The sequence below is a fragment of the Enterobacter cloacae complex sp. 309I3 genome (assembly GCF_050031595.1).
Taxonomy (GTDB): domain Bacteria; phylum Pseudomonadota; class Gammaproteobacteria; order Enterobacterales; family Enterobacteriaceae; genus Enterobacter; species Enterobacter cloacae.
On sequence record NZ_JBLGWI010000001.1, the window covers coordinates 2689308 to 2713905 of the forward strand.

At 53.3% G+C, this 24598-nt stretch carries 22 protein-coding genes; 8 read left to right on the forward strand and 14 right to left on the reverse strand.

Going from position 1 to position 24598, the window contains the following annotated elements; genetic code table 11:
- From pgaC to ACQG22_RS12675, 4 genes are read right to left on the reverse strand one after another with little or no spacing between them, the layout of a single operon-like run.
- Positions 1 to 1326, reverse strand: coding sequence for a poly-beta-1,6-N-acetyl-D-glucosamine synthase (gene pgaC / locus ACQG22_RS12660; protein ID WP_130626193.1), 1326 nt, complete (start codon positions 1324 to 1326; stop codon positions 1 to 3).
- Positions 1319 to 3340 carry a poly-beta-1,6-N-acetyl-D-glucosamine N-deacetylase PgaB gene (pgaB, locus tag ACQG22_RS12665; protein WP_102752862.1) on the reverse strand — a complete coding sequence of 674 codons (2022 nt, stop codon included), beginning with the start codon at positions 3338 to 3340 and terminating at the stop codon, positions 1319 to 1321. Before pgaB ends, pgaC begins: the two co-directional genes overlap by 8 nt.
- An 8-nt stretch (positions 3341 to 3348) precedes the next feature.
- A complete protein-coding gene (pgaA, locus tag ACQG22_RS12670; RefSeq protein ID WP_102752861.1) occupies positions 3349 to 5778 on the reverse strand; it encodes a poly-beta-1,6 N-acetyl-D-glucosamine export porin PgaA in 2430 nt (809 codons plus the stop codon).
- 32 nt (positions 5779 to 5810) lie between these two features.
- On the reverse strand, positions 5811 to 6047 hold the full coding sequence (locus ACQG22_RS12675; protein ID WP_058681314.1) for a hypothetical protein: 237 nt from the start codon (positions 6045 to 6047) through the stop codon (positions 5811 to 5813).
- 454 nt (positions 6048 to 6501) lie between these two features.
- Between ACQG22_RS12675 and fabI the strand changes: the two genes are divergently transcribed.
- From fabI to pdeR, 4 genes are all read left to right on the forward strand, one after another.
- Positions 6502 to 7290 carry an enoyl-ACP reductase FabI gene (gene fabI / locus ACQG22_RS12680; protein ID WP_013096384.1) on the forward strand — a complete coding sequence of 263 codons (789 nt, stop codon included), beginning with the start codon at positions 6502 to 6504 and terminating at the stop codon, positions 7288 to 7290.
- Positions 7291 to 7444: 154 nt separating this feature from the next.
- A complete protein-coding gene (locus ACQG22_RS12685) occupies positions 7445 to 8431 on the forward strand; it encodes a CMD domain-containing protein (RefSeq protein ID WP_308926150.1) in 987 nt (328 codons plus the stop codon).
- Positions 8432 to 8519: 88 nt separating this feature from the next.
- Positions 8520 to 10454, forward strand: coding sequence for an exoribonuclease II (locus tag ACQG22_RS12690; protein WP_336340110.1), 1935 nt, complete (start codon positions 8520 to 8522; stop codon positions 10452 to 10454).
- 325 nt (positions 10455 to 10779) lie between these two features.
- Positions 10780 to 12771: a cyclic di-GMP phosphodiesterase gene (gene pdeR, locus ACQG22_RS12695; RefSeq protein ID WP_013096381.1), complete on the forward strand. Its 1992-nt coding sequence runs from the start codon at positions 10780 to 10782 to the stop codon at positions 12769 to 12771.
- On the opposite strand, the gene ACQG22_RS12700 is transcribed toward pdeR, so the two are convergent.
- Positions 12768 to 13637 (reverse strand): crotonase/enoyl-CoA hydratase family protein, encoded by an 870-nt coding sequence (locus ACQG22_RS12700; protein ID WP_013096380.1) that lies wholly within the window; start codon positions 13635 to 13637, stop codon positions 12768 to 12770. The two genes, pdeR and ACQG22_RS12700, sit on opposite strands and share 4 nt — an antisense overlap.
- 193 nt (positions 13638 to 13830) lie before the next feature.
- Here ACQG22_RS12700 and ACQG22_RS12705 point away from each other — a divergent pair, with 193 nt between their 5' ends.
- The 3 genes from ACQG22_RS12705 to osmB all read left to right on the forward strand — a co-directional run bounded on the left by ACQG22_RS12705 (position 13831) and on the right by osmB (position 15289).
- Positions 13831 to 14013: a hypothetical protein gene (locus tag ACQG22_RS12705; protein WP_013096379.1), complete on the forward strand. Its 183-nt coding sequence runs from the start codon at positions 13831 to 13833 to the stop codon at positions 14011 to 14013.
- A 43-nt stretch (positions 14014 to 14056) separates the two neighbouring features.
- The gene (locus ACQG22_RS12710) at positions 14057 to 14809 is read left to right on the forward strand and encodes a DNA-binding transcriptional regulator YciT (RefSeq protein WP_048970518.1); all 753 of its coding nucleotides are present in this window, start codon (positions 14057 to 14059) and stop codon (positions 14807 to 14809) included.
- Between the two features lie 261 nt (positions 14810 to 15070).
- Positions 15071 to 15289: an osmotically-inducible lipoprotein OsmB gene (gene osmB / locus ACQG22_RS12715; RefSeq protein WP_008501216.1), complete on the forward strand. Its 219-nt coding sequence runs from the start codon at positions 15071 to 15073 to the stop codon at positions 15287 to 15289.
- A gap of 102 nt (positions 15290 to 15391) precedes the next feature.
- Here osmB and yciH read toward each other — a convergent pair whose 3' ends face one another.
- From yciH to pgpB, 5 genes are all read right to left on the reverse strand, one after another.
- Positions 15392 to 15718, reverse strand: a complete 327-nt coding sequence (gene yciH / locus ACQG22_RS12720; RefSeq protein WP_013096377.1) for a stress response translation initiation inhibitor YciH — start codon at positions 15716 to 15718, stop codon at positions 15392 to 15394.
- The gene (pyrF, locus tag ACQG22_RS12725; RefSeq protein ID WP_058651313.1) at positions 15718 to 16455 is read right to left on the reverse strand and encodes an orotidine-5'-phosphate decarboxylase; all 738 of its coding nucleotides are present in this window, start codon (positions 16453 to 16455) and stop codon (positions 15718 to 15720) included. Before pyrF ends, yciH begins: the two co-directional genes overlap by 1 nt.
- Positions 16456 to 16641: 186 nt before the next feature.
- Positions 16642 to 17811, reverse strand: coding sequence for a lipopolysaccharide assembly protein LapB (lapB, locus tag ACQG22_RS12730; protein ID WP_013096375.1), 1170 nt, complete (start codon positions 17809 to 17811; stop codon positions 16642 to 16644).
- 6 nt (positions 17812 to 17817) lie between these two features.
- A complete protein-coding gene (locus ACQG22_RS12735) occupies positions 17818 to 18126 on the reverse strand; it encodes a LapA family protein (protein ID WP_013096374.1) in 309 nt (102 codons plus the stop codon).
- Between the two features lie 148 nt (positions 18127 to 18274).
- Positions 18275 to 19042: a phosphatidylglycerophosphatase B gene (gene pgpB, locus ACQG22_RS12740; protein ID WP_028027956.1), complete on the reverse strand. Its 768-nt coding sequence runs from the start codon at positions 19040 to 19042 to the stop codon at positions 18275 to 18277.
- Positions 19043 to 19240: 198 nt separating this feature from the next.
- On the opposite strand from pgpB, the gene ribA reads away from it, so the two are divergent.
- Entirely contained in the window at positions 19241 to 19831 is a 591-nt protein-coding gene (gene ribA / locus ACQG22_RS12745; RefSeq protein ID WP_013096372.1) for a GTP cyclohydrolase II, read from the forward strand.
- A gap of 44 nt (positions 19832 to 19875) precedes the next feature.
- Here ribA and acnA read toward each other — a convergent pair whose 3' ends face one another.
- The 4 genes from acnA to cysB form a co-directional block, all read right to left on the reverse strand.
- On the reverse strand, positions 19876 to 22551 hold the full coding sequence (gene acnA / locus ACQG22_RS12750) for an aconitate hydratase AcnA (RefSeq protein WP_020690941.1): 2676 nt from the start codon (positions 22549 to 22551) through the stop codon (positions 19876 to 19878).
- A gap of 165 nt (positions 22552 to 22716) precedes the next feature.
- On the reverse strand, positions 22717 to 22815 hold the full coding sequence (gene ymiC / locus ACQG22_RS12755; RefSeq protein ID WP_044159376.1) for a small membrane protein YmiC: 99 nt from the start codon (positions 22813 to 22815) through the stop codon (positions 22717 to 22719).
- A gap of 311 nt (positions 22816 to 23126) precedes the next feature.
- A complete protein-coding gene (locus tag ACQG22_RS12760) occupies positions 23127 to 23267 on the reverse strand; it encodes a YmiA family putative membrane protein (protein ID WP_213382645.1) in 141 nt (46 codons plus the stop codon).
- A 337-nt stretch (positions 23268 to 23604) separates the two neighbouring features.
- Positions 23605 to 24579 (reverse strand): HTH-type transcriptional regulator CysB, encoded by a 975-nt coding sequence (gene cysB / locus ACQG22_RS12765; protein WP_006175683.1) that lies wholly within the window; start codon positions 24577 to 24579, stop codon positions 23605 to 23607.
- Positions 24580 to 24598 lie beyond the last annotated feature (19 nt).

Below are 24598 nucleotides of genomic sequence, written 5' to 3' on the forward strand. Positions count from 1 at the left end.
TTACCCCCTTGCAATCCCGCGATCCGGACTGACCCAACGCGCACGGGTGCTACGGGGATTCAGCATCACAACAGTGAACGCGACAAGCGTGGTGAATAAACTGATAAGCCAGAAGATGATCGGATACCAGATGATCCAGAACAGCGTGGCAACGACGTTATGCTCATAGCGGTACTCAATCAGGATACTCACCAGGAATTGCACCAGACACAGGCTGCAAAGCAGCACTCCGGCATTTTCTGACACCGATGAAATGGAGAGCCCTCCCGTTGATCCGTTCTGGATTACCTCCGCCAGGATGACCAACCCACTGACCAGGCAGGTGAATGCCCATGCCGTCGTCGCGCAATATTCCATAAAAAGGGGCCACATATGCCTGTGTTTCCAGCGCCAGAGGGAGCTCATGTTTTTCAGGAAAACCTCCGCGCCCCCCTTCGCCCAACGTAAACGCTGTTTCCACAGCCCGCGCAGCGTTTCCGGCATTAAAATCCAGCACAGCGCCCGCGGTTCATAGAACACAGACCAGCGACGAAGCTGTAGTTTCCAGCTGATATCAATATCCTCCGTGATCATGTCATCGCTCCAGTAACCCACATCCGCCAGCGCGCTCCGGCGGAACGCCGCAATTACCCCTGAAACGGTAAACACCTGGCCATAGACCCGTTGCGTACGTTTGATAAGACCAATGATCGATGAAAATTCACCGACCTGGACTTTGCCGATTAACGTTGAGCGAGTGCGGATCCGCGGATTGCCGGTCACAGCCCCCACACGCGGGTTATCAATCATCGGCGCGACAAGCCAGGCTGCGGCGTCACGATCCAGACAGGCGTCGCCGTCAATGCAAACCAGAAACTCCCCTTTTGCAGCGGCGGCACCACTTTTCAACGCAATCGCTTTTCCCTGGTTCTCCATCAAATGCACAACACGCAGGCGGGGATAACGCTCGGCCAACATATTTAGCTGAAAGCCCGTGTCGTCCGACGATCCGTCATTCACTGCAATAACTTCAAAATTGTCATACCGCTGTGACATAGCCGCCGCGATGGTCTCCTGAATATTTTTCGATTCATTAAAACAAGGGATAACAATCGAAATTAAGGGGTTATCTTTAATCATCGGTACCGACGCATCTTTACCCCACTCCCAGTGCCGCTCGCGATAGAACCAGAAAAAGACGCTGCCTGCTATCCAGAATATCGACATAAAGAACGGCCAGAAAAAGACATATCTCAGCATCACCTCTGCGGAAAACAGCAGGGTTAACCCGACAGGGATACACAACACCAGAATTAAAATAACGATTGAGAAATAGCGATTATTCATCTTCAGGGTACCAGTTCGTTGAGAATTCCGGCCGAATAACATTTATTTTCGGCTGATTATTCAAAAAGTCATCAGGGTAATAGCCATAATGTTTCATTCCAGAGAGCTGCATAATACGCATCCACTCCGCAATCTTGCGGGATTCAATACGCTGGTGTTGCCCGTCCGGTCGCCAGTCCCGAGCCTGAAGCTCGATAATCATCTTATTTTTCCCGTCAGATAAAGCCGCTGCGCGCGCAATAAGTGCCTTAAACCACTTGTCGCTCTCCCGATCCTTCACACCCTCCATGTAGGGCATCGCCATGACGGCCGTCCAGTCATAGTGCGTAAGAAAGTCATTGGGGTTCTGTGCAAACCACGCTTCGCTTTTCGGTTCAATCAGCGGCAACGCATACAGGTTACGCGCCGTTTTGATTTGCGGGCCACGGATAGCTTTTACTTTATCCGCCAGTTCAAGGGTGAAACGTGTGAGTGTTTCGGTTTTGAACCGGGTCCATGCCTCAAATTGCTGCGCGTCATCGCGAATTGCCCTGATATCACGGCTAAAACCCGCTTTTTCATAAGCGGCCAGTGCTACAGAGCTGGCGTCCTCCGTATCGGTCAGCACGGCGTCGTCATGAAAAAGAATGCCGTCAAACGAGGCATGCGCCGCCAGATCTTGATACATGTCACCAATACGCTGCCTCGCCTCAGCATCAAATGGTGACAGACGCCGATACTGTGATGGACTGACCTGAGGACGTTCGTCATCGTCTGCCGCCAGGCTATGCACGCGGGTTAAGTTTGCCGACATATCCCAGCTCAGGACCGGCATCCAGGCATAAACGGCCGCGTTTGCCCGGGTGCGAAGCTGCCACGCAATGCGACTGAAAATGTCAGCCTTCACCGGCAGCCAACGGTTTGGGAAGTAGACCGCCTTCACCAGACCATCACCCGCCGGATCGGCAAACGCCTGCAGGTAAACGGTGGTGATCCCCATATCTTTAACCCTCTGAATGAGGGCATCGATATTTTTTTCCATCTGCCTGGCATCGGGATCAAACACATAGTCCAGATCGACATGCATCACGCGCTGGAACGCTTGTTCCTGCACCCCCGTCACCTGAAGCGCAAACTCTTCAAGGGTAGGGTTGCCATTTATCAAGATCCTCGGAATTGAATCCAGCTCCGTGGCCGTTGAAAGCCCATCCTCCAGCGTGAAAAACATGTCAAAGCCGAGAGCCTTAAGCTCCTGAATTGCCGTCCCGTTCGCCGCGCCATATGGCCACACCCAGGCCGTAGGGGCTTTACCGGTATGCGTCTTAAAGTGGCTTATCAGCATCTTTGCGTCTTGCCGTATGCGCGTCCGATACTCCTTTTCGGTTTCGTAGCGCTGATCGCTCTTGAGAAACCGACGATTCGCAAATGCAGGCAGCATGCTGCCGCTCGGATTCGCCAGGGTGCCAAAATGGCTGTTCCAGGTATGCGCACCTATCTCCACCAGCGGAGAACGGGAAAGCTCCTGTACCTGCTGCCAGGTTGCAAAGCGTTCACGCGCGATCTTTTCATCGCCGTACTGCACCGGTTGCCCGGCGGGGGTGTCAATCCAGCTGCCAACCGGTGCCCATAAAGCAGGCCACTGAAAGGCAACAAGCAGCGGGAAGACACGCGTATAAAAGCTACTGAAGCCGTCGTCGAAGGACAATAAAACCGCTTTTTCCGGTAAGGGCTTACCCCCGCGGTGTGCCTCACGGATCTGCGCCAGGCTGACCGGCTTGTAGCCATTTTCACGTAGCCAGGCAAACTGCTCTTTTAGCGCGGAGGTGCGCACGGACATAAAACGCTGATCCGTTTCGCCATCTTCCACTTCATGATACGCAATCGTCACGAAGCCATTCGCCGGCCATGGCATTTCGGCACGTAACTTTTCGCGCAGGGCCGGGCTGGTATAGGCAGGCCCGCGCCCGTCGACGCACGCTGCTACGAGCATGATGCCAAGCAGCATGAGTAATGTTTGAAATCCTTTCCGTAACATACGTTGCCTCAGAATCGAAGGGTCACATTAAAATCAACAGATAGATTGTGTTCCTGCTTTCCGTCGTAGGGGCGTTTATCCCAGCGTATCGTCGCACTCGCTTCTCCCCCGTCGCGCCAGGACACGCGCTGTCCATAGCCCAGTTGGGTGATGAGCCCGCTGCCATAGCCCTTCTGCCACGCATTTCCTGCACCGGCGCTGAATCTCTGCGTCCAGCTGTTTTCGTACCGGCGCCACAGCCGATGATCCAGTGTCATCCCGGCCATCACGTCCATACGTTTTTCCGGACTGAAGTAAGGCACGTCTGACTGGCTGTTAATGCCGTAATAAACGCCCGGCTGGAGGTTCAGGCTCACATCAGGCGAAGCCCAGACCTGTTCCTGACCGTTGAGGAAATATTCATTCCGGTGGTTTCCGTCAGAGAAATCGGTCTTCAGATAGCCCGCGCTGTATTGTCGACTTTCATGCTGATACCAGCGTATCTCCACCCCACCGCTGTTCGCGGTAATGCCGTTTTTCATGGCACGCATCGGCGCATTACGCGACACACGTTCACCTTCCAGCCCCAACTGCCAGCTATCGTTAAAATCGATACGGGTCGAAAGCCGGGCCCCGATTTTTTGATCGCCACTGAAACGTCGGCCCGAGACTTCAGCCTCCGCCCAAAGGTCTCGCGAACGCCATTCCAGCCCCATGAGTCCGTCATGCACTACGCCTTTTCCCTCCTGGAAACGGCCGTCAAAAAAGCCGTAGCCAACGAATCCGCGCCAGTTATAGTTCAGCGGAGCGCTATAAAGGGTGCTGTTGAAGCTAACATCGTGACGTCCTGCGTCAGGAGAGTCAGAATCAATACCAACCGTTCCTGCCACCCGTAATTCTGCACGCTGGTGGGTAGCAAGCGCCCTACTGAGCTGCTTTACCGCCGCATTGTCAGGAGCGCGTTGCACCACATCCTTTGTCAGCTCCTCAGCCTGTTGCCACTCCTGAAGATCCAGCGCGGCATAGGCCTGTTCGGTTTCCAGGGCAATGCTGGACGGTTCAAGCAATTCGGCCTGCTTTAGGCTCTCTTCTGCGGCTCGTGGCAGTCCGCGTGCAAGAAGAACGCGCGCATGATCAATACGCAATCCCTGGTTACCCGGCGCCGCCTGCGCAAGGTTGCGCGTCAGTGATTCCGCTCGGGCCAGGTCCTGTTCGTACATCGCCAGCGAGGAACGGAACTGTTGCCCTTCAAGCCACTTATCATTCGGCACGGGCACTGACGATCCGCGTGGATAAACGGTGGCTGGCGTGGTATCAACGACGCGTTTCGTCAGCAGCATCGCAGGGCGGTAGTTTTCACTTTCCAGGTGGCTATAAAACAGATCGGCACGCTCCTCCTCCGAAATGTCATCGACCTTCTGGGGTGTCTGATAAAACAGCCTTGAGAGCATTGCCTGCGCCCGATCGGGCTGACCCGTTTTGAGATACGCCGACGCCACCCAGTACTGGGCATACTCCGGCAGCACGAAGTCATCCTGTTGCATCTGCTGATATTGCGCGATGACCTCTTCGTGGCGATTGCGTGAAAGCAAGGCCCCGAGTCTGTCGACGTAAATCCGGCGGTATACCGCGTCATACTCCGGCTTATTTTTCCACTCGGCGATCATCCCGTCATAAAGGGATAAAGCCCGATCGGCGATAACGTAGCGCTCTTTTTCGCTGCGGGTCGGCATGAACGCCAGCCTGACTAACTCAGCCGCCGCGTCCGCGCGCTCGCTGGCCTGTGGCTGTTTCCCCTGCGCCTGCACATGCTTGAGTTCGGCTGCCGGCAACTGATTGTTTGCCAGCGCCTCACGCCAGGCATCAAACAACGTTTCCGGGTGTGCTGACTGGCGCATCGCCTGTGTGATGGCCAGTAATTCTTCGGGGTAATGGCCGGCAAGCCTGTGTACATACGCTTCCGCCAGAGAATTTTTGCTGTCTGGCGCTCTTTTTTGCAGCAGGCGTATTTCGCGCAGCGCCCCGTCATACTCACCGCTGTCGGCGAGGGTCAATACTCTTCCCCGGCAAAACTCCGCCGTGTACGGGCTTTCATCACAGATACGGTCCCAGACTTGTAGCGCTTTTTTCCACTCCTGCTTATTGCGCCAGGCAACCGCCAGTGCGGCCAAGGCTCTCGCCGGCAGCGTGTAATTCTGGTGACGGGAATAGACCTCGATGACCTCGTCATTTTTGCCTGCCCAGAGGGCGATCTGCATCCAGTCGGCAACCTGAGATTCATCAAGCTGGTGATGACCCGAAAACCAGGTTAATGCAGGTTGTGTATTGCCTTTTCTCGCCTCGATAATCATGGCGTCGTACTGATTATTATCCGCGGGCATCATGGCCGACACCGTCACGTATGGGAGAGAAAACGTTCCGGCAATTAACGTTTTTGCTAATAACTGTGCAATCCTCATGCATATAATCCATATATCCGTATAAAATAAACTTAGCGCTGCATTTTATTTTGTATTAGATAACGTGAAAAATATTCTTCTCCTGACGCGTATTGAAAAAAATGGCGAAATTCAGCTAACTTACTTTCATATTTTTCCCTGTCCTTCTCTGAGATCCTTTTCAGAACACAATCCTGTAATGAGTCCATTCCCAGCCACTCGCTAAATGCGACGGACCAGGCAATCGAGTCGATATCATCGTCATCGTATTGATACATTTCCTCTTTCATCAATTACAACTCCCTTTGTAAGATATTTATTTCTAAGCGGATGCACGAAATATTTCCTGTTTTCAAATTTTTACTTTACGCGTAAATATAAGAATGAAATTTCTGATGTGCTTCGACCCGCGATAAATTTTAGTCAGTTGAAACGGCTGAACGGATCATTTTGCGCAAAAGGTCCGGGCGTATCGACGTGGCGGCGTCGTTCTCCCTTCTCTGGTTGGATGAGGCGAACCTGACGCGCAGTGGTATACTGCTGAGAACCCTGTGAAACAGAGTAGTAAAGCGTCAGCTCAATACTTCCCGGGCGCCCCGTCGCGGCAGAAGAGCAAGAAATAGCGTGACACAAGGGGCAGTGAGTGGGCTATAATTTCGAGCTGATTTCGAATAATTTTGAAATACTGCCTGTAACGCTATGAATTACAAGGCAAAATAAGCAATGAATATAAGGATTAAAGCTATGGGTTTTCTTTCCGGTAAGCGCATTCTGGTAACCGGCGTTGCCAGCAAACTGTCCATCGCATACGGCATCGCACAGGCAATGCATCGCGAAGGCGCTGAGCTGGCGTTCACCTACCAGAACGACAAGCTGAAAGGCCGTGTTGAAGAATTTGCCGCGCAGCTGGGTTCCAGCATTGTTCTGGAATGTGACGTTGCACAAGATGAAAGCATCGATGGCATGTTTGCTGAACTGGCAAAATCGTGGGACAAATTCGACGGTTTCGTTCACTCCATCGGCTTCGCACCTGGCGACCAGCTGGACGGTGACTACGTGAACGCGGTAACCCGCGATGGCTTTAAAATCGCTCACGACATCAGCTCTTACAGCTTTGTTGCGATGGCGAAATCTTGCCGTGCCATGCTGAACCCGGGCTCCGCCCTGCTGACCCTGTCCTACCTGGGCGCAGAGCGCGCAATCCCTAACTACAACGTGATGGGTCTGGCTAAAGCGTCTCTGGAAGCAAACGTCCGCTACATGGCGAACGCAATGGGCCCTGAAGGCGTGCGCGTTAACGCCATCTCTGCAGGTCCAATCCGCACCCTGGCGGCTTCCGGTATCAAAGATTTCCGTAAAATGCTGGCACACTGCGAAGCGGTTACCCCGATTCGTCGTACCGTTACCATTGAAGATGTGGGTAACTCTGCAGCATTCCTGTGCTCTGACCTTTCCGCGGGTATCTCCGGCGAAGTGGTTCACGTTGACGGCGGCTTCAACATCGCTGCAATGAACGAGCTGGAAATTAAATAAGTTTGTGACTCTCTTCCCGCCAGGGAAGAGAGTTTTTCCCGGCCCGCCCTCTCTCGTTATTCCGTTCTGCTATTTGTTATCACCTAACAATATTTTTCCCCTCATCCGCCTTACGCCAGGATATTGATCGCCATTTTGAGATCAAGGAACGCCCATGGAACAACGCCGTTTTTCCGGCAAAGGCCACTGGTACCACGAAACCCAGTCAAACCACGCGCAGACGGATGTCCTGCCTCTGGTGCCCGAAGCCGCTAACGTCGACGATCGTTTTTTGCTCGATTTAGCCTTACCGGATGAGATTGTTACTGCCTGTGCTGGCTGGCTTACTCCTGCCCGGGCGTTATGTCACCGGCTGTTTCCACTCGATATCGCTGTCAACCGTCTGCATACGCTGAGTGCCTACGACAGGCTGAGCACCGCGCTGACGGTGGCGCAGGCCTGCGGGGTTCAAAGGCTCTGTAACCATTACGCCGCCCTTCTCGCCCCCCTTCCCGGCCCGGACTCGTCTCGCGAAAGTAACCGCCGTCTGGCCCAGATCACGCAGTATGCCCGCCAGCTTGCCAGCTCACCGGATGTCATCGATGATAAAGCGCAGAACCAGCTTGATGAGGTGGGCCTGACAACGTATGACATTGTGCTCATCAGCCAGATTATTGGCTTCATCGGTTTTCAGGCCCGCGCGGTAGCAGTATTTCAGGCTCTACTGGGTTACCCCGTACGCTGGCTGCCGGGACACCATATTCAACCGCACACGCTGCCCGCCAGGCCCGGTGCCTGGATCGCTCTACTGCCTGTCGTGGAACTGCGCTATGCCAGTGCGCATCAACTTGAGTCGCTTTCACGCTGGCAAGCCGAGCCCGCCCTTCAGGCGCTGACGCCTGTGCTCTGCCACGAACCCACGTTGCTCGATCTGACAGGAGAAATCCTGAACCATTGCCGCAATGAAGACCGAGCCGCGTCGCCAGCGCTCTCAGCGGCCGTGGAGTTGTTGACACGTTCACCGGACCGTTTCAGTGCAGCACAGTTTAACCCGCTCACGGAGGAAGGTCTTCCCGCTGGCCGGGCGATTGCACTGCTTACGCGAAGCGCGTTAGACGGCTGGCTGGAGCGTTTGAAAGTTGCGCTTGGCAAAGCGGAATAACCATACTATTTACCCAAAGAGCGCTTGCTGTGGCAGTGAGAATCGCGTAAAACTGTCAGCCGCTCAATGGCTACGAAAATAGAACATTATGTTTCAGGACAACCCGCTGCTAGCGCAGCTTAAACAGCAACTGCATTCCCAGACGCCGCGTGCAGAAGGGGTCGTAAAAGCCACGGAAAAAGGCTTTGGTTTCCTTGAAGTCGACGCGCAGAAAAGCTACTTCATTCCGCCACCGCAGATGAAGAAAGTGATGCACGGCGACCGCGTCATGGCGGTTATTCATACCGAAAAAGAGCGTGAATCTGCCGAGCCGGAAGAACTGATCGAGCCGTTTCTGACCCGTTTTGTGGGCAAGGTGCAGAGAAAAGACGATCGTCTCTCCATCGTGCCGGATCATCCTCTGCTGAAAGACGCCATCCCCTGCCGTGCCGCTCGCGGCGTTGAGCATGATTTTAAAGAAGGTGACTGGGCCGTTGCCGAAATGCGCCGTCATCCACTGAAAGGCGATCGCGGTTTCTATGCGGAACTGACCCAGTTCATCACGTTCGGTGATGACCATTTTGTACCGTGGTGGGTTACGCTTGCGCGCCATAATCTTGAGAAAGAAGCCCCGAACGGCGTCGCCACCGAGATGCAGGACGAAGGTCTTGAGCGTCGCGATCTGACTGCCCTGGAGTTTGTTACTATCGACAGCGCCAGTACGCAAGATATGGATGATGCGCTGTACGCTGAAGAACTTGCCGACGGCAAACTGCTGTTAACCGTGGCCATTGCCGATCCTACCGCCTGGATTGCTGAAGGCAGCAAGCTGGACGATATCGCGAAAATCCGTGCGTTCACCAACTATCTGCCGGGCTTTAACATCCCGATGCTGCCTCGTGAACTCTCCGACGATCTCTGTTCGCTGCGGCCGAACGAAGTGCGTCCGGTGCTCGCCTGCCGCATGACCATTGCTGCGGACGGCACAATTGAAGACGATATCGAATTCTTCGCGGCCACCATTGAATCTAAAGCCAAGCTGGCTTACGACGACGTCTCTGACTGGCTGGAGAACACGGGCAGCTGGGAACCAGCCTCTGAGGCCATTGCCGCACAGATTCGTCTGCTGCACCGCATCTGTCTGAGCCGCAGCGAGTGGCGTCAAACCCATGCGCTGGTGTTTAAGGATCGTCCGGACTATCGCTTTGTTCTGGGCGAAAAAGGTGAAGTGCTGGATATCGTGGCCGAACCACGACGTATTGCGAACCGCATCGTCGAAGAAGCGATGATTTCCGCCAATATTTGTGCCGCACGTGTGCTGCGCGACAAGCTTGGCTTCGGCATTTATAACGTTCATACCGGGTTTGATCCGGCGAACACCGAAGCGCTGGCTGCCTTACTGAAGAATCATGATGTGCATGTTGACCCGGAAGAAGTGCTAACCTTGCAGGGCTTCTGCAAGCTGCGCCGCGAGCTGGACGCACAGCCTTCTGGTTTCCTCGACAGCCGTATTCGTCGCTTCCAGTCCTTTGCCGAGATCAGCACTGAGCCTGGCCCACACTTCGGCCTCGGTCTTGAAGCCTACGCCACCTGGACATCTCCAATTCGTAAGTATGGCGATATGGTTAACCATCGCCTGCTGAAAGCGATCATTAAGGGCGAATCAATTGCGCGTCCTCAGGATGACACTACCCTGCAGATGGCAGATCGTCGGCGCCTGAACCGCATGGCGGAACGTGACGTAGGTGACTGGCTGTACGCCCGCTTCCTGCAGGACAAAGCCGGCACAGACACTCGCTTCGCTGCAGAAATCATTGATATCAGCCGTGGGGGGATGCGCGTACGTCTGGTGGATAATGGGGCGGTGGCCTTTATTCCTGCGCCGTTCCTGCATACCGTTCGCGATGAACTGGTCTGTAGCCAGGAAAACGGGACTGTGCAAATCAAAGGTGAAACGGTTTACAAGGTCACCGACGTGATTGACGTAACTATCGCCGAAGTCCGCATGGAAACCCGCAGCATCATCGCGCGCCCTGCCGCCTGATAAGCTGTTCAATTGTCGGCCCTTTCCTTGCCGGACGGGCCGACAATTTTTTCTTTTACGCCACGCTGCAAACTCTTCATTTTTTCTTACTATTTTCAGACTTCCCCCGCCCAAATTCGCCAGAATTATCTACAGTAAAAGAGTGCCGTTATATTCGGTTACGTGAATTTTTATTTGCTAAGTATCCTTTTTTACCTGACTCGTTTTATTATAAGAAACCCGGGAAAAAACAATAAGTTCACATCGGTCTGGCCGTGGTCTCACCTCGAAAAAGCCGATTGCAACGGAATAAATTGTGCGCTAACAGGTAGCTGCAGGAGAAAACATGATGGACGATCTGGAGCAGAATTTGCTGTTTCGTTACATGGGAACTCACAGCCCCTGGTGGCGACTGACAGCAGACAGCAATGCTCTGCACCTTTCTACCAGCGAAAATGCCGATGTCACTCAGGTGGTGGCGCTGGATGATGAACAGGCCGAACTTATTCGCCAGTTAACCGTTATTACGTCCAGTATCTCTATGACGCTCTCGTTGTACGGCGAAGATGTTCCTGTTCACCTTGTCGGACGCAAAATAACCCGTAATGAGTGGGCCGGAACAGCTTCTGCGTGGAACGATACGCCTTCCGTAGCCCGGGACCTTGCTCAGGGGCTGTCCTTTGCGGAACAAGTGGTTTCGGAAGCCAACTCCGTTATCGTAATCCTCGATCAGAACGGCAATATTCAGCGGTTTAACCGCCTGAGCGAGGAGTACACCGGCCTGAAAGAACAAGAAGTTATCGGCCAGAACGTGTTTAAGTTGTTTATGAGCCGCAGTGAAGCGGCAGCCTCTAAGCGCAACATCACCGGCTTCTTTCGCAACGGCAGCTCTTACGAAGTCGAGCGCTGGATCAAAACGCGAAAAGGACAACGGTTGTTTCTGTTCAGAAACAAATTTGTCCACAGCGGTAGCGGTAAAAATGAAATTTTTCTTATCTGTTCCGGCACCGATATTACGGAGGAGCGCCGCGCCCAGGAGCGCCTGCGGGTGCTGGCCAATACCGACACCATCACCGGGTTGCCGAACCGCAACGCGATCCACGAACTGATTTCAGATGCCATCGACAGCCGCGGTGAGACGCAGGTTGGCGTGGTATATCTCGATCTCGATAACTTCAAAAAGGTGAACGACGCCTACGGGCACATGTTTGGCGATCAGTTATTACAGGCGGTCGCGCTGGCCATTCTGAGCTGTCTGGAAGAAGGCCAGGTGCTGGCGCGACTCGGCGGCGATGAATTTATTGTCATGGCCACCAATACCTCTCAGGGTTCTCTGGAAGCGATGGCATCACGCATTCTGACCCGTCTGCGCCAGCCGTTCAGAATTGGTTTGATTGAAATTTATACCGGTTGCTCGTTAGGTATCGCCCTCGCCCCGCAGCACGGTAACGATCGGGAAAGCGTCATCCGCAATGCCGATACCGCCATGTACACGGCGAAAGAGAACGGCCGGGGTAAGTTCTGCGTCTTCTCGCCGGAAATGAACCAGCGCGTGTTTGAGTATCTCTGGCTGGATACCAACCTGCGCAAAGCGCTGGATAACGATCAGTTGCTGATCCACTACCAGCCTAAAGTCACCTGGCGTGGTGAAGTCAGAAGCCTTGAAGCGCTGGTGCGCTGGCAATCACCAGAACGCGGGTTGATTCCTCCGCTGGAGTTTATCTCGTATGCTGAGGAGTCAGGGCTGATTGTGCCGCTTGGCCGCTGGGTCATGCTTGATGTGGTTCGCCAGGTGGCGAAATGGCGCGACAAAGGCATTAACCTGCGCGTGGCGGTGAACGTCTCGGCCCGTCAGCTGGCAGATCAAACCATTTTCAGCGACTTAAAACAGGCCCTGAAGGATCTGGATTTTGAATACTGCCCTATCGACGTTGAGTTAACGGAAAGCTGCCTCATTGAAAACGAAGAGCTGGCGCTGTCGGTGATCCAGCAGTTCAGCCAGCTTGGTGCGCAAATCCATCTGGACGATTTTGGTACCGGCTACTCGTCTTTGTCGCAGCTGGCACGCTTCCCCATCGATGCGATTAAACTCGATCAGTCATTTGTCCGGGATATTCATAAACAGTCTATTTCCCAGTCGCTGGTGCGGGCCATCGTCGCGGTGGCACAGGCGCTTAATTTGCAGGTCATTGCCGAAGGTGTGGAGAACGCAAAAGAAGACGCCTTTCTGACTAAGAACGGCGTCAACGAACGGCAGGGTTTTCTCTTTGCTAAGCCCATGCCCGCTGCCGCATTCGAGCGATGGCTAAAGCGATATCAGGCGCGTAAACAGCACTAACTGGCTTTGCGTAAACCCGCCGCCTGGTGGCGGTTTTGCAGCATGACCAGACGCTCCATATAGGCGATATCTTTTGGTTCAAGGCAGAACGCAGCGTCAACCCAATCTTCCGTGATATCCATCAGCTCGCTGCGAGGCAGCTGCAGCACGCGGGTACGGGCGCGTAACATCGCCTTTACGCCGTTCATCTTCGGCCGCAGCGTGTCAATGAACGTTCTGACGGAGACGTAACTTTGCCCGGGTTCGAACAGGACATCCACTAACCCATGCTGTTCATACCATTCTGCCGTATGAGACTCCCCTTTGTAGATGAGCTCCTCCGCCAGCTTCATGCCTGAGCGGCGAGCAACCAGCGAGTACCCCCCCATGCCGGGGAAAAGGTTGAAGGCGATCTCAGGGAAGCCTAAGCGGGCATCGCGCTGGGACAGCACAAAGTGGTGCGCCAGCGCGGCTTCGAATCCGCCCCCTAACGCACTGCCTTCGACCATCGCCAGGGTAATAGCCCCCGTATCAAACCCCCGTGACGCCGCATGAACGCAGTCCACGCAGGCACGGGCATAGGCTCTTAACGCTTCGCGGCGTCCGTTTTGGATACATTCGACAAAGAACTGTAAATCACCTCCCGCATTGTACATCTCGGGCACCAGCGAACCGGTAACCCAAAAATCGACCGCAAACCCGGACTGGCGAACGAGCCAGGAGAGGTTCATGATCTCTTCGATTAACGCATGGTTGAAGCAAGGTCGTGGCTGCGCCCGTAACATCATCCAGACTGTGCGGCGCTCCTCCTCATAATACCCGGACAACTGAGTGAAACGTTCAGTATCGGTAAACAGTGTGCAGGTAGCCTGATTGATAACTGTCATAGTCTAATTCCTCATATAAAAAAGCGCCTTGCGCGCAGTTTTAGACTAATCCACTCATTCATCACGCTGCATGCGGGGGAATAAATTTATTACTTTCATTTATGTAATTTAGTTATTGCATTTTTTCCCTTCTCTTTTGAATCCATTTTCTGCATCATTGAAAATATTAACTTTTCGTACCCGGGATGAGATTATGTCTAACATTGATGCGCAGGCCGTAGCCCAACGAATTGATACCGTGCTGGATATACTGGTTGCGGGCGATTATCACTCTGCGATCCGTAACCTTGAGATCCTGAAGTCTGAACTTCTGGCTCAGACTGGCGCCGAAACCGCGTCAGAAAACAGACAGCCAAAAGCCCCGTGGGAAGTTTAACCACGCCCTATCCGCCCTCGTTTCGCTTTATTAAATGGATGCTATGAATTCCCGACAACAAATCATTTTGCAGATGGTCATCGATCAGGGGCGCGTGAGCGTCGTCGATCTCGCTAAAACGACAGGCGTTTCTGAAGTCACCATCCGTCAGGATCTGAATCTACTCGAAAAACAGAGCTACCTGCGTCGTGCGCATGGGTATGCGGTCCCGCTGGACAGCGAGGACGTAGAAACCCGCATGATGAATAACTATGCCCTCAAACGTGAGCTGGCTGAGTTTGCCGCGTCCTTAGTGAACAATGGCGAAACGGTCTTTATTGAGAACGGCAGTAGCAACGCCCTGCTGGCCCGCACCCTGGCCGAGCAAAAAGACATCACCATCATTACCGTCAGTAGCTATATCGCTCACTTGTTGAAGGAGACACGCTGCGAGGTCATCCTGCTGGGCGGTATCTATCAGAAAAAAAGTGAGAGCATGGTCGGCCCGCTGACGCGTCAGTACGTGCAGCAGGTGCATTTCAGCAAGGCCTTCATCGGTATTGACGGCTGGCAGCCCGAAACCGGCTTTACCGGTCGGGATATGATGCGTTCAGACGTTGTGAACGCGGTACTGGAAAAAGAGTGTGAGGCAATCGTGCTGACCGACAGTTCAAAATTTGGCGCAGTCCATCCCTATATGATGGGGCCAATATCCCGGTTCAGCCGCGTAATTACCGATGACCGTCTGAGCGAAGCGCATCGGAATAAACTCCAGGAAGACGGACTTATCGTCGACATTATTAAAAAACCCGCCTGATACCGCGAGCGCCTGAATTTCAGGCGCCTCTTAACCTCTCTCTGAGAGGAATCCTAACCCCCCTTTAAGAGTTTTTACCTGTTTAACTGACCCTGAAGACGTAAAATTAATGTTAGCGATATAACAGGAAGTGACTATCACCTGCGTGATGACGTAACACCTGCGCGACCAGCTTTCACGGAGAACAGAATTTAAGTATTCGTTTAGTCTATACTTAAAGCGTGCATCTTTCCGTGAATCGATAATTCAGGAGAAAGTATTATGACCTTAACCAGCAAAAAATTAGCCGCCGCTGTTCTGGCAATCACTGTAGCAATGTCCCTGAGCGCATGCTCTAACTGGTCTAAACGTGACCGTAACACCGCTATTGGTGCCGGTGCTGGTGCACTGGGTGGTGCAGTATTAACAGACGGTAGTACGCTGGGTACATTAGGTGGTGCTGCTGTTGGTGGTATTATCGGTCACCAGGTCGGCAAATAATTATTATACGCCCTGATGGGCATCGCGATATTTATCGCATTTCAGGTCTGACTTACGCACGTATAAAACAAGAGCCACGGTAAATACCGTGGCTCATTTATTTTAGCCGCCCGCCAGTTTTACTTTCATCCCTTTGGCTTCGAGATGCGATTTAATGACATCGCGTTTATCACCCTGGATTTCGATTATCCCGTCTTTGACGGCACCGCCGCAGCCACATTTCTTTTTCAGTTCAGCCGCCAGTTTCGCCAGTTCTGCATCATCCAGATCGATACCCGTGATAAGGCAAACACCCTTACCTTTACGCCCGCTGGTCTGGCGCTGGATACGGACAATACCGTCGCCTTTCGGGCGCTCTGCTTTCGCTTTCGGTTCATCAATGCGCCCGGTTTCGGTTGAATAGACCAGACGGCTGTTTGAATCGGTCATTACGCCCCCTTTTTCAGTGATGCGTTGATAGCCTTAAGCGTCTCTGCCGGATTAGCAGATTGTGTCACCGGACGGCCGATGACCATGTAATCCACGCCTGCCGCCAGCGCCTGCTCAGGGGTCATAATACGGCGTTGATCGCCAGCCTCGCTACCCGCTGGGCGAATACCCGGCGTGACCAGTTTGAAATTCTGGCCCAGCTCCGTTTTGAAACGCACCGCTTCCTGCGCGGAACAGACAACACCGTCCAGGCCGCAATTCTGCGTCAGTCGCGCAAGACGCTCTGCATGTTCAGCCGGTGACAACGTCACACCGAGGTCACGCAGGTCATTTTCGTCCATGCTGGTCAGCACCGTTACCGCAATCAACAAGGGGGCGTCGCTGCCAAACGGCAGAAGCGCTTCACGCGCGGCTGTCATCATTCTCGCCCCACCCGATGCATGCACGTTAACCATCCATACACCCAATTCGGCAGCCGCGGCAACGGCATGCGCCGTGGTGTTTGGAATATCATGGAATTTGAGGTCGAGGAAAACGTCAAAACCGCGCTGTTGCAGATCGCGTACGATTTGTGGTCCAAATAACGTAAACATCTCTTTGCCCACTTTAAGGCGACAGTCGCGAGGATCAATACCGTCGACAAAAGCCAGAGCAGCGTCACGTTTATTGTAATCAAGAGCAACAACAACAGGAGAATCAGTAACTACGCGGTAAGTGGAGGAAGTAACAGACGTCATGACCAGCCCTTTTCGTCTATGGGCGCGCAGCGGCGCGGAACAGATAAACGGCGTGCATTCTACCTGCCAGCGCCACAAATTGACAGGATCGTTTTATTCCCTGTCAGGCTGGCAAACCGCACGATGCTGAACGGGATTATAAAAGTGATAAGTATGTTGTAACTAAAGTGAGGTGTTTTAAAAAAATTACTGTCCATCGAGACCGCGAATGGGCTTGATGGTTGACCAGGCCCGGCACGAAGGACAGTGCCAGTACAGCGTATACGCGGTAAAACCACACTTCTGACAGCGGTAGCGCGGCTTGCTACGCACCTGTTCGCCCACCATGTCACGCAGCACCATCAGGCTCTCTTTAGCACGCCCTTCTTCTGCATCGTTCAGGTGGTAATCCATCAGCTTATGGAAAACCCGCATGGTAGGATGACGCTGCAGCTGACGCGTAATATAAACCTGCGCCGTGTCGCTGCCCTCATGCTGCTCCACTACGTCGGAAAGCATCAGCTCCGCAGTGGCTCCGGTGTTCTCTTCCACGCAGCGGCGCAGGAACGCTACCCACTCATCCTGTTTACCCAGCTGTTGATAACAGGTCTGCAGCATTTCAAGGGTTTCACTGACCAGCTCTTTGTCCTGATCAATGACGCGCAGCAGGCTTTCAACGGCTTTGGCATAGTCGCCACTCGCCATAAACACGCGCCCCATCATGATGGAAATACGCGCGCTGTTGCGGTCTGCGGCGGCCCCTTTTTTCAGCAACGCCATGGCTTTGTCCATGTCGTCGTTCCCCATCTGCTGCAGGGCCAGTTCGCAGTAAAAATGGGCTATCTCGACGCGCTGTTTGTCTTTACCCAGCTTGACCAGACGTTCAGCGGTATCAATGGCTTTCTGCCAGTCGCTGGTGGCCTGGTAAATCTGCAGCAGCTGCTGCAGCGCGCCTATGCGGAAATCTGTTTCATCCACCAGTTGCGAGAACATGTCTTCCGCACGGTCATACAACCCCGCCGCCATGTAATCGCGGCCCAGCTGTTGTACTGCCAGCAGACGCTGATCGTAAGTTAACGAGGCGCTTTCCATGAGGGTCTGGTGAATACGAATGGCACGGTCAACCTCGCCACGCGAGCGGAACAGGTTGCCCAGGGTCAGGTGTGCTTCAACGGTCCCTGTGTCCTCTTTTAACATGTCGAGGAACAGGTCGACCGCTTTGTCCTGTTGATTGCTCAGGAGGAAGTTCACCCCTGCAACGTAGTCGCGGGAGAGTCGGTTCGCCTCATCCTGTTTTGTTTGTTGCGCACTTCTGCGGCCCATATACCAGCCATAGGCAGCGGCTACAGGCAAAAGCAGAAACAACAACTCCAGCATATTCGATTATTCCTTGACGACCGGCACACCAGAGCTTTCCGGGATGTCGGACGCAGGCGCAATTTGATGTTCGAGGCGTTTAATTTTACGTTCAGCGCGCGCAAGCGAAACACGTACTTTTAACCAGAACAGACCGCAAACCAGCCAGCCGATGGCGAAACCCGCTGCGAACAAGACCGCCAGCAGGCTCGAAACCCGATACTCGCCCTGCGCCAGCAGATAGTTAAACGTCACCTGTTGATCGTTTTGTGCACCCAATGTGACTGAAATGACAAAAATCGCCAATACCAGTAAGAAAATGAGTAAATATTTCACATTACTTCCCGTTATGTGGTTCAAGCGAATAAAGTGTGTTCAACTTACCGCAATCAGCCTTATAAACTACCATTTTAGCGACGGGCGCGAAACGGAAAAAGTGACGCGCCCGTCATGGATTTATGGGCTGAATGCGCAAAATCAACCTTCAGACGCCACTGTGCTCCCTTTCGGCGATCTCTTCTTTCTCTTCCGGCGGCGGCGTTAACGGACCGCAGAGCCGTTCAGCCAGCCAGGTGGCAAGGGTAACAAGCAGCCATGAAATGAGCGTCGCCACCACTAAATCGCGTGGCCAGTGCATGCCCAGCAGTAGACGGCTCCCCATCACCCCCGTCGCCCAGACCAGTAAAATGGCGATAGTGACAGTCCGACGCCGCGGCCATAAAAGGCCGACGGCAAGAAGTGCCCAACTGGCGGCGAACATGGTGTGCCCGGATGGAAACGCAAAGCCGGTCTCTTTTTGCCAGTGTTTACGTAAAAACGTCGGGATATCCTGCTGTTCCGCAAGCTGTTCTTTCACCAGCGCACCGCGATCTTTACGTTTTAAATTGTAGAACTCATTCACCGGAACATGATGCGTTTTTTCCAGCCAGACCACAAAAGGCCGCGGCTCCTGCACATGGCCTTTCACCCAGGATTTTACCCCCTGGCCAACAAGAATCGCCCCACCGAGGATAGCAAAGAGCACCAGCGCTGCGCGGAGACGAAAGCGCAAGCACCACAAAAACCAGGCGCAAAGCACTACATGAGTAATGATGCCCCATGGCTGGGTGACCGTCTCTGTTATCCAGTATAACGTTTTCAGCCACAGGGTATTGTGCCCGGGCTGCCACATCCAGCCTGATACCCAAACGGCTAATGGCATTATCAACAATATGGCCGCACCTGCTGCCGTTCGTCTGGCGATTGAAAGCATGTCTTCTCCTTTTTCGCTAAGCGTCACAATCATAACTGAAATTCATCCGACGGGTGGATATGTCGGATCGTGCGTTTAACGTTCGTATAGCATGGCAGCCATTAGGCGAACCTGCTGAGCTTGTGGCAAAATGAACGGATACAGAAAGCAAAAACAGGCGGAAGACACGAAACGTGTCAGCCTACTCTGGAGAATCACATGCAGCTTAAACGTGTGGCAGAAGCCAAACTGCCAACCCCATGGGGCGATTTCCTGATGGTGGGATTTGAAGAACTGGCGACCGGACAGGATCACGTCGCGCTGGTGTACGGCGACATTTCAGGACAAACCCCGGTACTTTCTCGCGTTCATTCGGAGTGTCTGACCGGCGATGCGTTGTTCAGCCTGCGCTGTGATTGCGGTTTCCAGCTGGAGGCAGCGCTCTCTCATATTGCCGAAGAGGGTCGCGGTGTGCTGCTTTATCACCGCCAGGAAGGGCGCAATATTGGCTTGCTGAATAAAATCCGCGCCTACGCGCTGCAGGACCAGGGGTACGACACGGTAGAAGCAAACCACCAGCTCGGCTTCGCTGCCGATGAGCGCGATTTCACGCTGTGTGCGGATATGTTTAAGCTGCTGGGCGTGGATGAAGTACGCCTGCTGACTAACAACCCGAAAAAAGTCGAAATTCTGACCGAAGCGGGGATCAATATCGTTGAGCGTGTACCGCTCATTGTGGGACGTAACCCAAAAAACGCGCACTACCTCGATACCAAAGCCGCCAAAATGGGGCATCTGCTGAGCGAGTGATCGCAAAGTGCCCGGCAACGCCCTCGCGTGCCGGGCTGGCTCCATCAGTCCAGCATCTTACGAATCACGTAATGTAGAATGCCGTCGTTCTGGTAATAGGTGAGTTCTGTTGCCGTATCGATACGACACCGGCAGTCGAGCACCTCTGTTTTACCGTCTGCGCGCGTTAATTTCACCGGCACCGTTTTACCCGGCTGCAGATTTTGCAGGCCGCTGATGTCAATCAGCTCTTCCCCGGTGAGGCCCAGCGTTTTACGGGTGACGCCCTGCGGGAATTCGAGTGGCAGGATCCCCATCCCTATCAGGTTTGAACGGTGGATACGTTCAAACGATTCGGCAATCACCACCCGAACCCCAAGCAGACGCGGGCCTTTGGCCGCCCAGTCACGGCTGGAGCCAGAGCCGTACTCTTTCCCGGCGATAACCGCCAGCGGCGTGCCTTCCTGCTGGTATTTGACGGCGGCGTCATAAATTGAGATCACGTCGCTCCCCGGCAAATGTCGCGTCATGCCCCCTTCCACGCCCGGCACCATTTCATTGCGGATACGGATATTGGCAAACGTGCCGCGCATCATCACTTCATGGTTACCACGACGTGAGCCATAGGAGTTGAAATCCCGGCGCTCCACACCCCGGCTCTGCAGGTAACGGCCTGCTGGACTGTCGGCTTTGATGCTTCCCGCCGGCGATATGTGGTCCGTGGTGACGGAGTCTCCCAGCATCGCCAGAATGCGCGCGCCGTGGATATCCTGCAGCGGTGCAGGTTCAGCCAGCATCTCATCGAAGAACGGCGACAGGCGGATATAGGTCGAATCGTCCTGCCAGTCATAGGTATCTGAACCCACGACGTCGATGGCCTTCCATTCCGGCGTACCTTCGAACACCTCCGCATACTCTTTGCGGAACATTTCGGTAGAAACTTTCTCTACGGCCAATGCAATTTCCCGGGCAGATGGCCAGATATCCTTCAGATAGACCGGATCATTCTTGCGATCGTGGCCAATCGGATCGGTGACCAGGTTGATATTCATATTCCCGGCCAGAGCGTATGCCACAACCAGCGGTGGAGACGCCAGCCAGTTGGTCTTGACCAGCGGATGAATACGGCCTTCAAAGTTTCGGTTACCGGAGAGAACGGCCCCGACGGTGAGATCGCCCTGCTTGATCGCCATCTCAATCGGTTCAGGTAACGGACCCGAGTTCCCGATACAGGTGGTGCAACCGTACCCCACCAGGTTAAAGCCCAGCTCATCCAGATACGGCGTTAATCTGGCCTGTGCAAGGTAATCTGAAACCACTTTGGAGCCCGGTGCCAGAGAGGCTTTTACCCACGGCTGAGGCTTAAGCCCCAGCTCTACCGCTTTCTTCGCCAGCAGACCGGCGGCCATCAGCACGCTGGGGTTCGACGTATTTGTACAGGAGGTTATGGCTGCAATGACAACCGCACCATCCGGAAGCTGATACTGATGTCCGTTCAGGACATAGTCGATTGGGCGGTGGTCTTTTTTCGCCGTGTTAACTTCCAGTTCATTACTGGCGGCAAAGGCTTTCGGTACGTCACTCAACGCCACCCGATCCTGTGGACGTTTTGGCCCCGCCAGGCTCGCCTCGACGGTTCCCATATCCAGTTCAAGTGTGCTGGTAAATACCGGTTCATCGCCCGGGTTACGCCACATCCCCTGCGCTTTGGTATACGCTTCAACCAGCGCCACCTGCTCTTCGCTACGGCCACTCAGGCGCATATATTCCAGCGTGACAGTATCGATGGGGAAAAAGCCGCAGGTTGCGCCATACTCCGGCGCCATGTTGGCGATGGTGGCACGGTCGGCAAGCGGTAATGAATCCAGCCCGTCACCGTAGAATTCGACAAATTTACCCACCACACCATGCTTACGCAGCATCTGCGTAACGGTAAGTACCAGGTCGGTGGCGGTAATGCCTTCCGACAGTTTGCCGGTAAGCTTAAAGCCCACCACATCAGGGATCAGCATCGATACCGGCTGGCCAAGCATGGCCGCTTCGGCTTCAATTCCGCCAACGCCCCAGCCCAGAACGCCCAGGCCGTTAATCATGGTGGTGTGCGAATCGGTGCCCACCAGAGTATCCGGATAGGCCACCCACTCTTTATCCTGCAATTCACTCCAGACCGCTTTGCCCAGGTATTCAAGATTCACCTGGTGGCAGATACCCGTACCGGGCGGAACGACGCTAAAGCGGCTAAAGGCCTGCTGCCCCCACTTCAGAAAGACGTAACGTTCGTGGTTACGCTCCATTTCCAGACGTACGTTTTCGCCAAAGGCATCGTCGTCACCAAAGTGGTCCACGGTGACAGAGTGGTCGATAACGAGATCAACGGGAGAGAGCGGATTTACTTTAGCGGTATCGCCGCCAAGGCGCTTCACCGCTTCGCGCATTGCCGCTAGGTCAACCACAGCAGGGACCCCGGTAAAGTCCTGCATCAGGACCCTTGCCGGTCGATAGGCAATTTCTCTGTCAGCATGGGCATGCTTAAGCCACCCTGCCAGTGCCTGGATATCTTCAAGGGTGACGGAATCACCATCCTGCCAGCGTAAGAGGTTTTCCAGTAAAACTTTCAAGGACTTGGGTAAACGCGAAATGTCCCCAAGCGTCCTGGCTGCCAGCGGCAGGCTGTAGTAGTGCCAGGTTTTATTTTCTGCCTGTAATGTGTCCTTACTGGCTTCGCGTAGGGTTACCGACATAAGCTCCTCCTTAATTACAGAGATGTCCTGACAATCATCAGGGCTGTAATTAAAGATAACACAAAGATGTCGTAACGTTTTGATAACAACCCAAAATGATAAATCCAGGAATGTTCCAGTGCGGGGGAGAAAACAAAAAACCCCGCCGTAGCGAGGTTTTACGATTTAGTGGAGGGCCAGCCAGATAAGCTGTGACCAGAACAGAATCGACGCGGAAAAAACGCCGAGCCATGACCAGTATTTCATAGACATCATGTTATTCATCATAGGGACACCAGGCATTATTTATTAAAGGTTCCGAGGTCTGCCCTCAGTTCAATATTGCTGATGTGTATTTATTAAAGAGTACAAATGCATTGAGCCTTTATTCAGACTATTTGCATCATTACGCAATTAAGTAAATTATTGTTTTTTGGGTTCGTCTTCTGCGAACACATCAATAAACGCTTGCTGTTGCGGCGTCAGTTTCCAGGACGCGGGTACGGCAGTGGCAGGTGCTTTGCGCACTTTGTGGCCCCTGTCACGAAGCTGACACATCTGTTTAACTGTTTCTGTACGTACCGTCACTGCCATATTCAACCCCAATAGTTCCAGGCCAGGAAAGCAACCACCACCCAAAACAAGGCGGAGACGAGAAAGACCGCCAGCCAGGCTTTACGCTTGAGCGCAGGATCCCTTTGCGGTTCTTCACTTCCTGAAGGCATTGCTAACCTCATACAATCGATATCGCTTATCATTTAGAGACCAAACAATTGGTACAATTAATCATCTGTTGAGATAAATCCTAAAGAAACTTTAGCCGAAAAGCCAGTGAATTTACGTATCTATTGATGGGAAATATTCATTCTTTTGACCAAAAATAAATATTTGAAAGGAAATATTTGCGAAGCCAAAAATTAGTTCTACTTTTGTCGCCAATTCACGACATTATAACCACACTAAATAAATGGTTAATGACATTATACGGCAGTTAAGTGCAGATGATGATAATTCTAATTTAGCTTTGAGAGGTTATTTCGGTATCTTTCCTGGGCGGAAAGATACCGGAAGTGATTATTTTGCCGGAAGTTTGATGTCTTTAAACATCTCTTCGATATCTTCATTTGAACGTAATGCCACGGCCGTATCGACCACGTCGCGCGTTAAATGTGGGGCAAAGCGCTGAATAAAATCATACATATAGCTACGCAGGAAGGTACTGCGACGGAAACCAATCTTAGTGGTGCTATGGCTGAAAATATCATGCGCATCAAGACGCACGAGGTCAGGGTCAGATACGGGATCAACCGCCATGCTGGCAATCACCCCTACCCCCAGTCCAAGCCGCACGTAGGTCTTAATTACGTCAGCATCGGTTGCGGTGAAGACGATACGCGGCGTTAATCCTGCACGATTGAATGCAGTATCAAGCTCGGAGCGCCCGGTAAAGCCGAAGGTATACGTCACTAAGGGGTATTGCGCCAGCTCTTCAATAGTGACCGACCCTTTACCGGCTAACGGGTGATCGGGCGTGACGACAATAGAACGGTTCCAGTGATAGCACGGCAGCATAACCAGATCGTCATACAGATGCAGCGCTTCGGTTGCGATAGCAAAGTCCGCATTACCCTTCGAAACCGCCTCAGCGATTTGCGTCGGCGAGCCCTGATGCATATGGAGAGAGACGCGTGGATAGCGCTCAATAAAGCCCTTAATAACGCCCGGCAGCGCATAGCGTGCCTGGGTATGGGTGGTGGCAATATACAGCGACCCTTTATCCGGCCAGGTATGCTCACCCGCCACCGATTTAATGGCGTCGACTTTAGAGAGGACCTCCCGCGCGATGCGGATAATCTCCTGCCCTGCTGGCGTCACCTGGGTGAGGTGTTTACCGCTACGAGCAAAAATCTGAATACCTAACTCATCTTCCAGCATGCGGACCTGCTTGCTGATACCCGGCTGGGAAGTATATAGCCCCTCAGCGGTAGAAGAGACGTTAAGGTTGTGGTTTACCACCTCAACAATATAACGAAGCTGCTGTAATTTCATGCCAGACCATCCGATTTAG

Coding starts and splice junctions, on each gene's coding strand:
- pgaC (WP_130626193.1), bottom strand. CDS start 1,326: ATGAATAATCGCTATTTCTCAATCGTTATTTTAATTCTGGTGTTGTGT.
- pgaB (WP_102752862.1), bottom strand. CDS start 3,340: ATGTTACGGAAAGGATTTCAAACATTACTCATGCTGCTTGGCATCATG.
- pgaA (WP_102752861.1), bottom strand. CDS start 5,778: ATGAGGATTGCACAGTTATTAGCAAAAACGTTAATTGCCGGAACGTTT.
- ACQG22_RS12675 (WP_058681314.1), bottom strand. CDS start 6,047: ATGAAAGAGGAAATGTATCAATACGATGACGATGATATCGACTCGATT.
- fabI (WP_013096384.1), top strand. CDS start 6,502: ATGGGTTTTCTTTCCGGTAAGCGCATTCTGGTAACCGGCGTTGCCAGC.
- ACQG22_RS12685 (WP_308926150.1), top strand. CDS start 7,445: ATGGAACAACGCCGTTTTTCCGGCAAAGGCCACTGGTACCACGAAACC.
- ACQG22_RS12690 (WP_336340110.1), top strand. CDS start 8,520: ATGTTTCAGGACAACCCGCTGCTAGCGCAGCTTAAACAGCAACTGCAT.
- pdeR (WP_013096381.1), top strand. CDS start 10,780: ATGATGGACGATCTGGAGCAGAATTTGCTGTTTCGTTACATGGGAACT.
- ACQG22_RS12700 (WP_013096380.1), bottom strand. CDS start 13,637: ATGACAGTTATCAATCAGGCTACCTGCACACTGTTTACCGATACTGAA.
- ACQG22_RS12705 (WP_013096379.1), top strand. CDS start 13,831: ATGTCTAACATTGATGCGCAGGCCGTAGCCCAACGAATTGATACCGTG.
- ACQG22_RS12710 (WP_048970518.1), top strand. CDS start 14,057: ATGAATTCCCGACAACAAATCATTTTGCAGATGGTCATCGATCAGGGG.
- osmB (WP_008501216.1), top strand. CDS start 15,071: ATGACCTTAACCAGCAAAAAATTAGCCGCCGCTGTTCTGGCAATCACT.
- yciH (WP_013096377.1), bottom strand. CDS start 15,718: ATGACCGATTCAAACAGCCGTCTGGTCTATTCAACCGAAACCGGGCGC.
- pyrF (WP_058651313.1), bottom strand. CDS start 16,455: ATGACGTCTGTTACTTCCTCCACTTACCGCGTAGTTACTGATTCTCCT.
- lapB (WP_013096375.1), bottom strand. CDS start 17,811: ATGCTGGAGTTGTTGTTTCTGCTTTTGCCTGTAGCCGCTGCCTATGGC.
- pgpB (WP_028027956.1), bottom strand. CDS start 19,042: ATGCTTTCAATCGCCAGACGAACGGCAGCAGGTGCGGCCATATTGTTG.
- ribA (WP_013096372.1), top strand. CDS start 19,241: ATGCAGCTTAAACGTGTGGCAGAAGCCAAACTGCCAACCCCATGGGGC.
- acnA (WP_020690941.1), bottom strand. CDS start 22,551: ATGTCGGTAACCCTACGCGAAGCCAGTAAGGACACATTACAGGCAGAA.
- ymiC (WP_044159376.1), bottom strand. CDS start 22,815: ATGAATAACATGATGTCTATGAAATACTGGTCATGGCTCGGCGTTTTT.
- ACQG22_RS12760 (WP_213382645.1), bottom strand. CDS start 23,267: ATGAGGTTAGCAATGCCTTCAGGAAGTGAAGAACCGCAAAGGGATCCT.
- cysB (WP_006175683.1), bottom strand. CDS start 24,579: ATGAAATTACAGCAGCTTCGTTATATTGTTGAGGTGGTAAACCACAAC.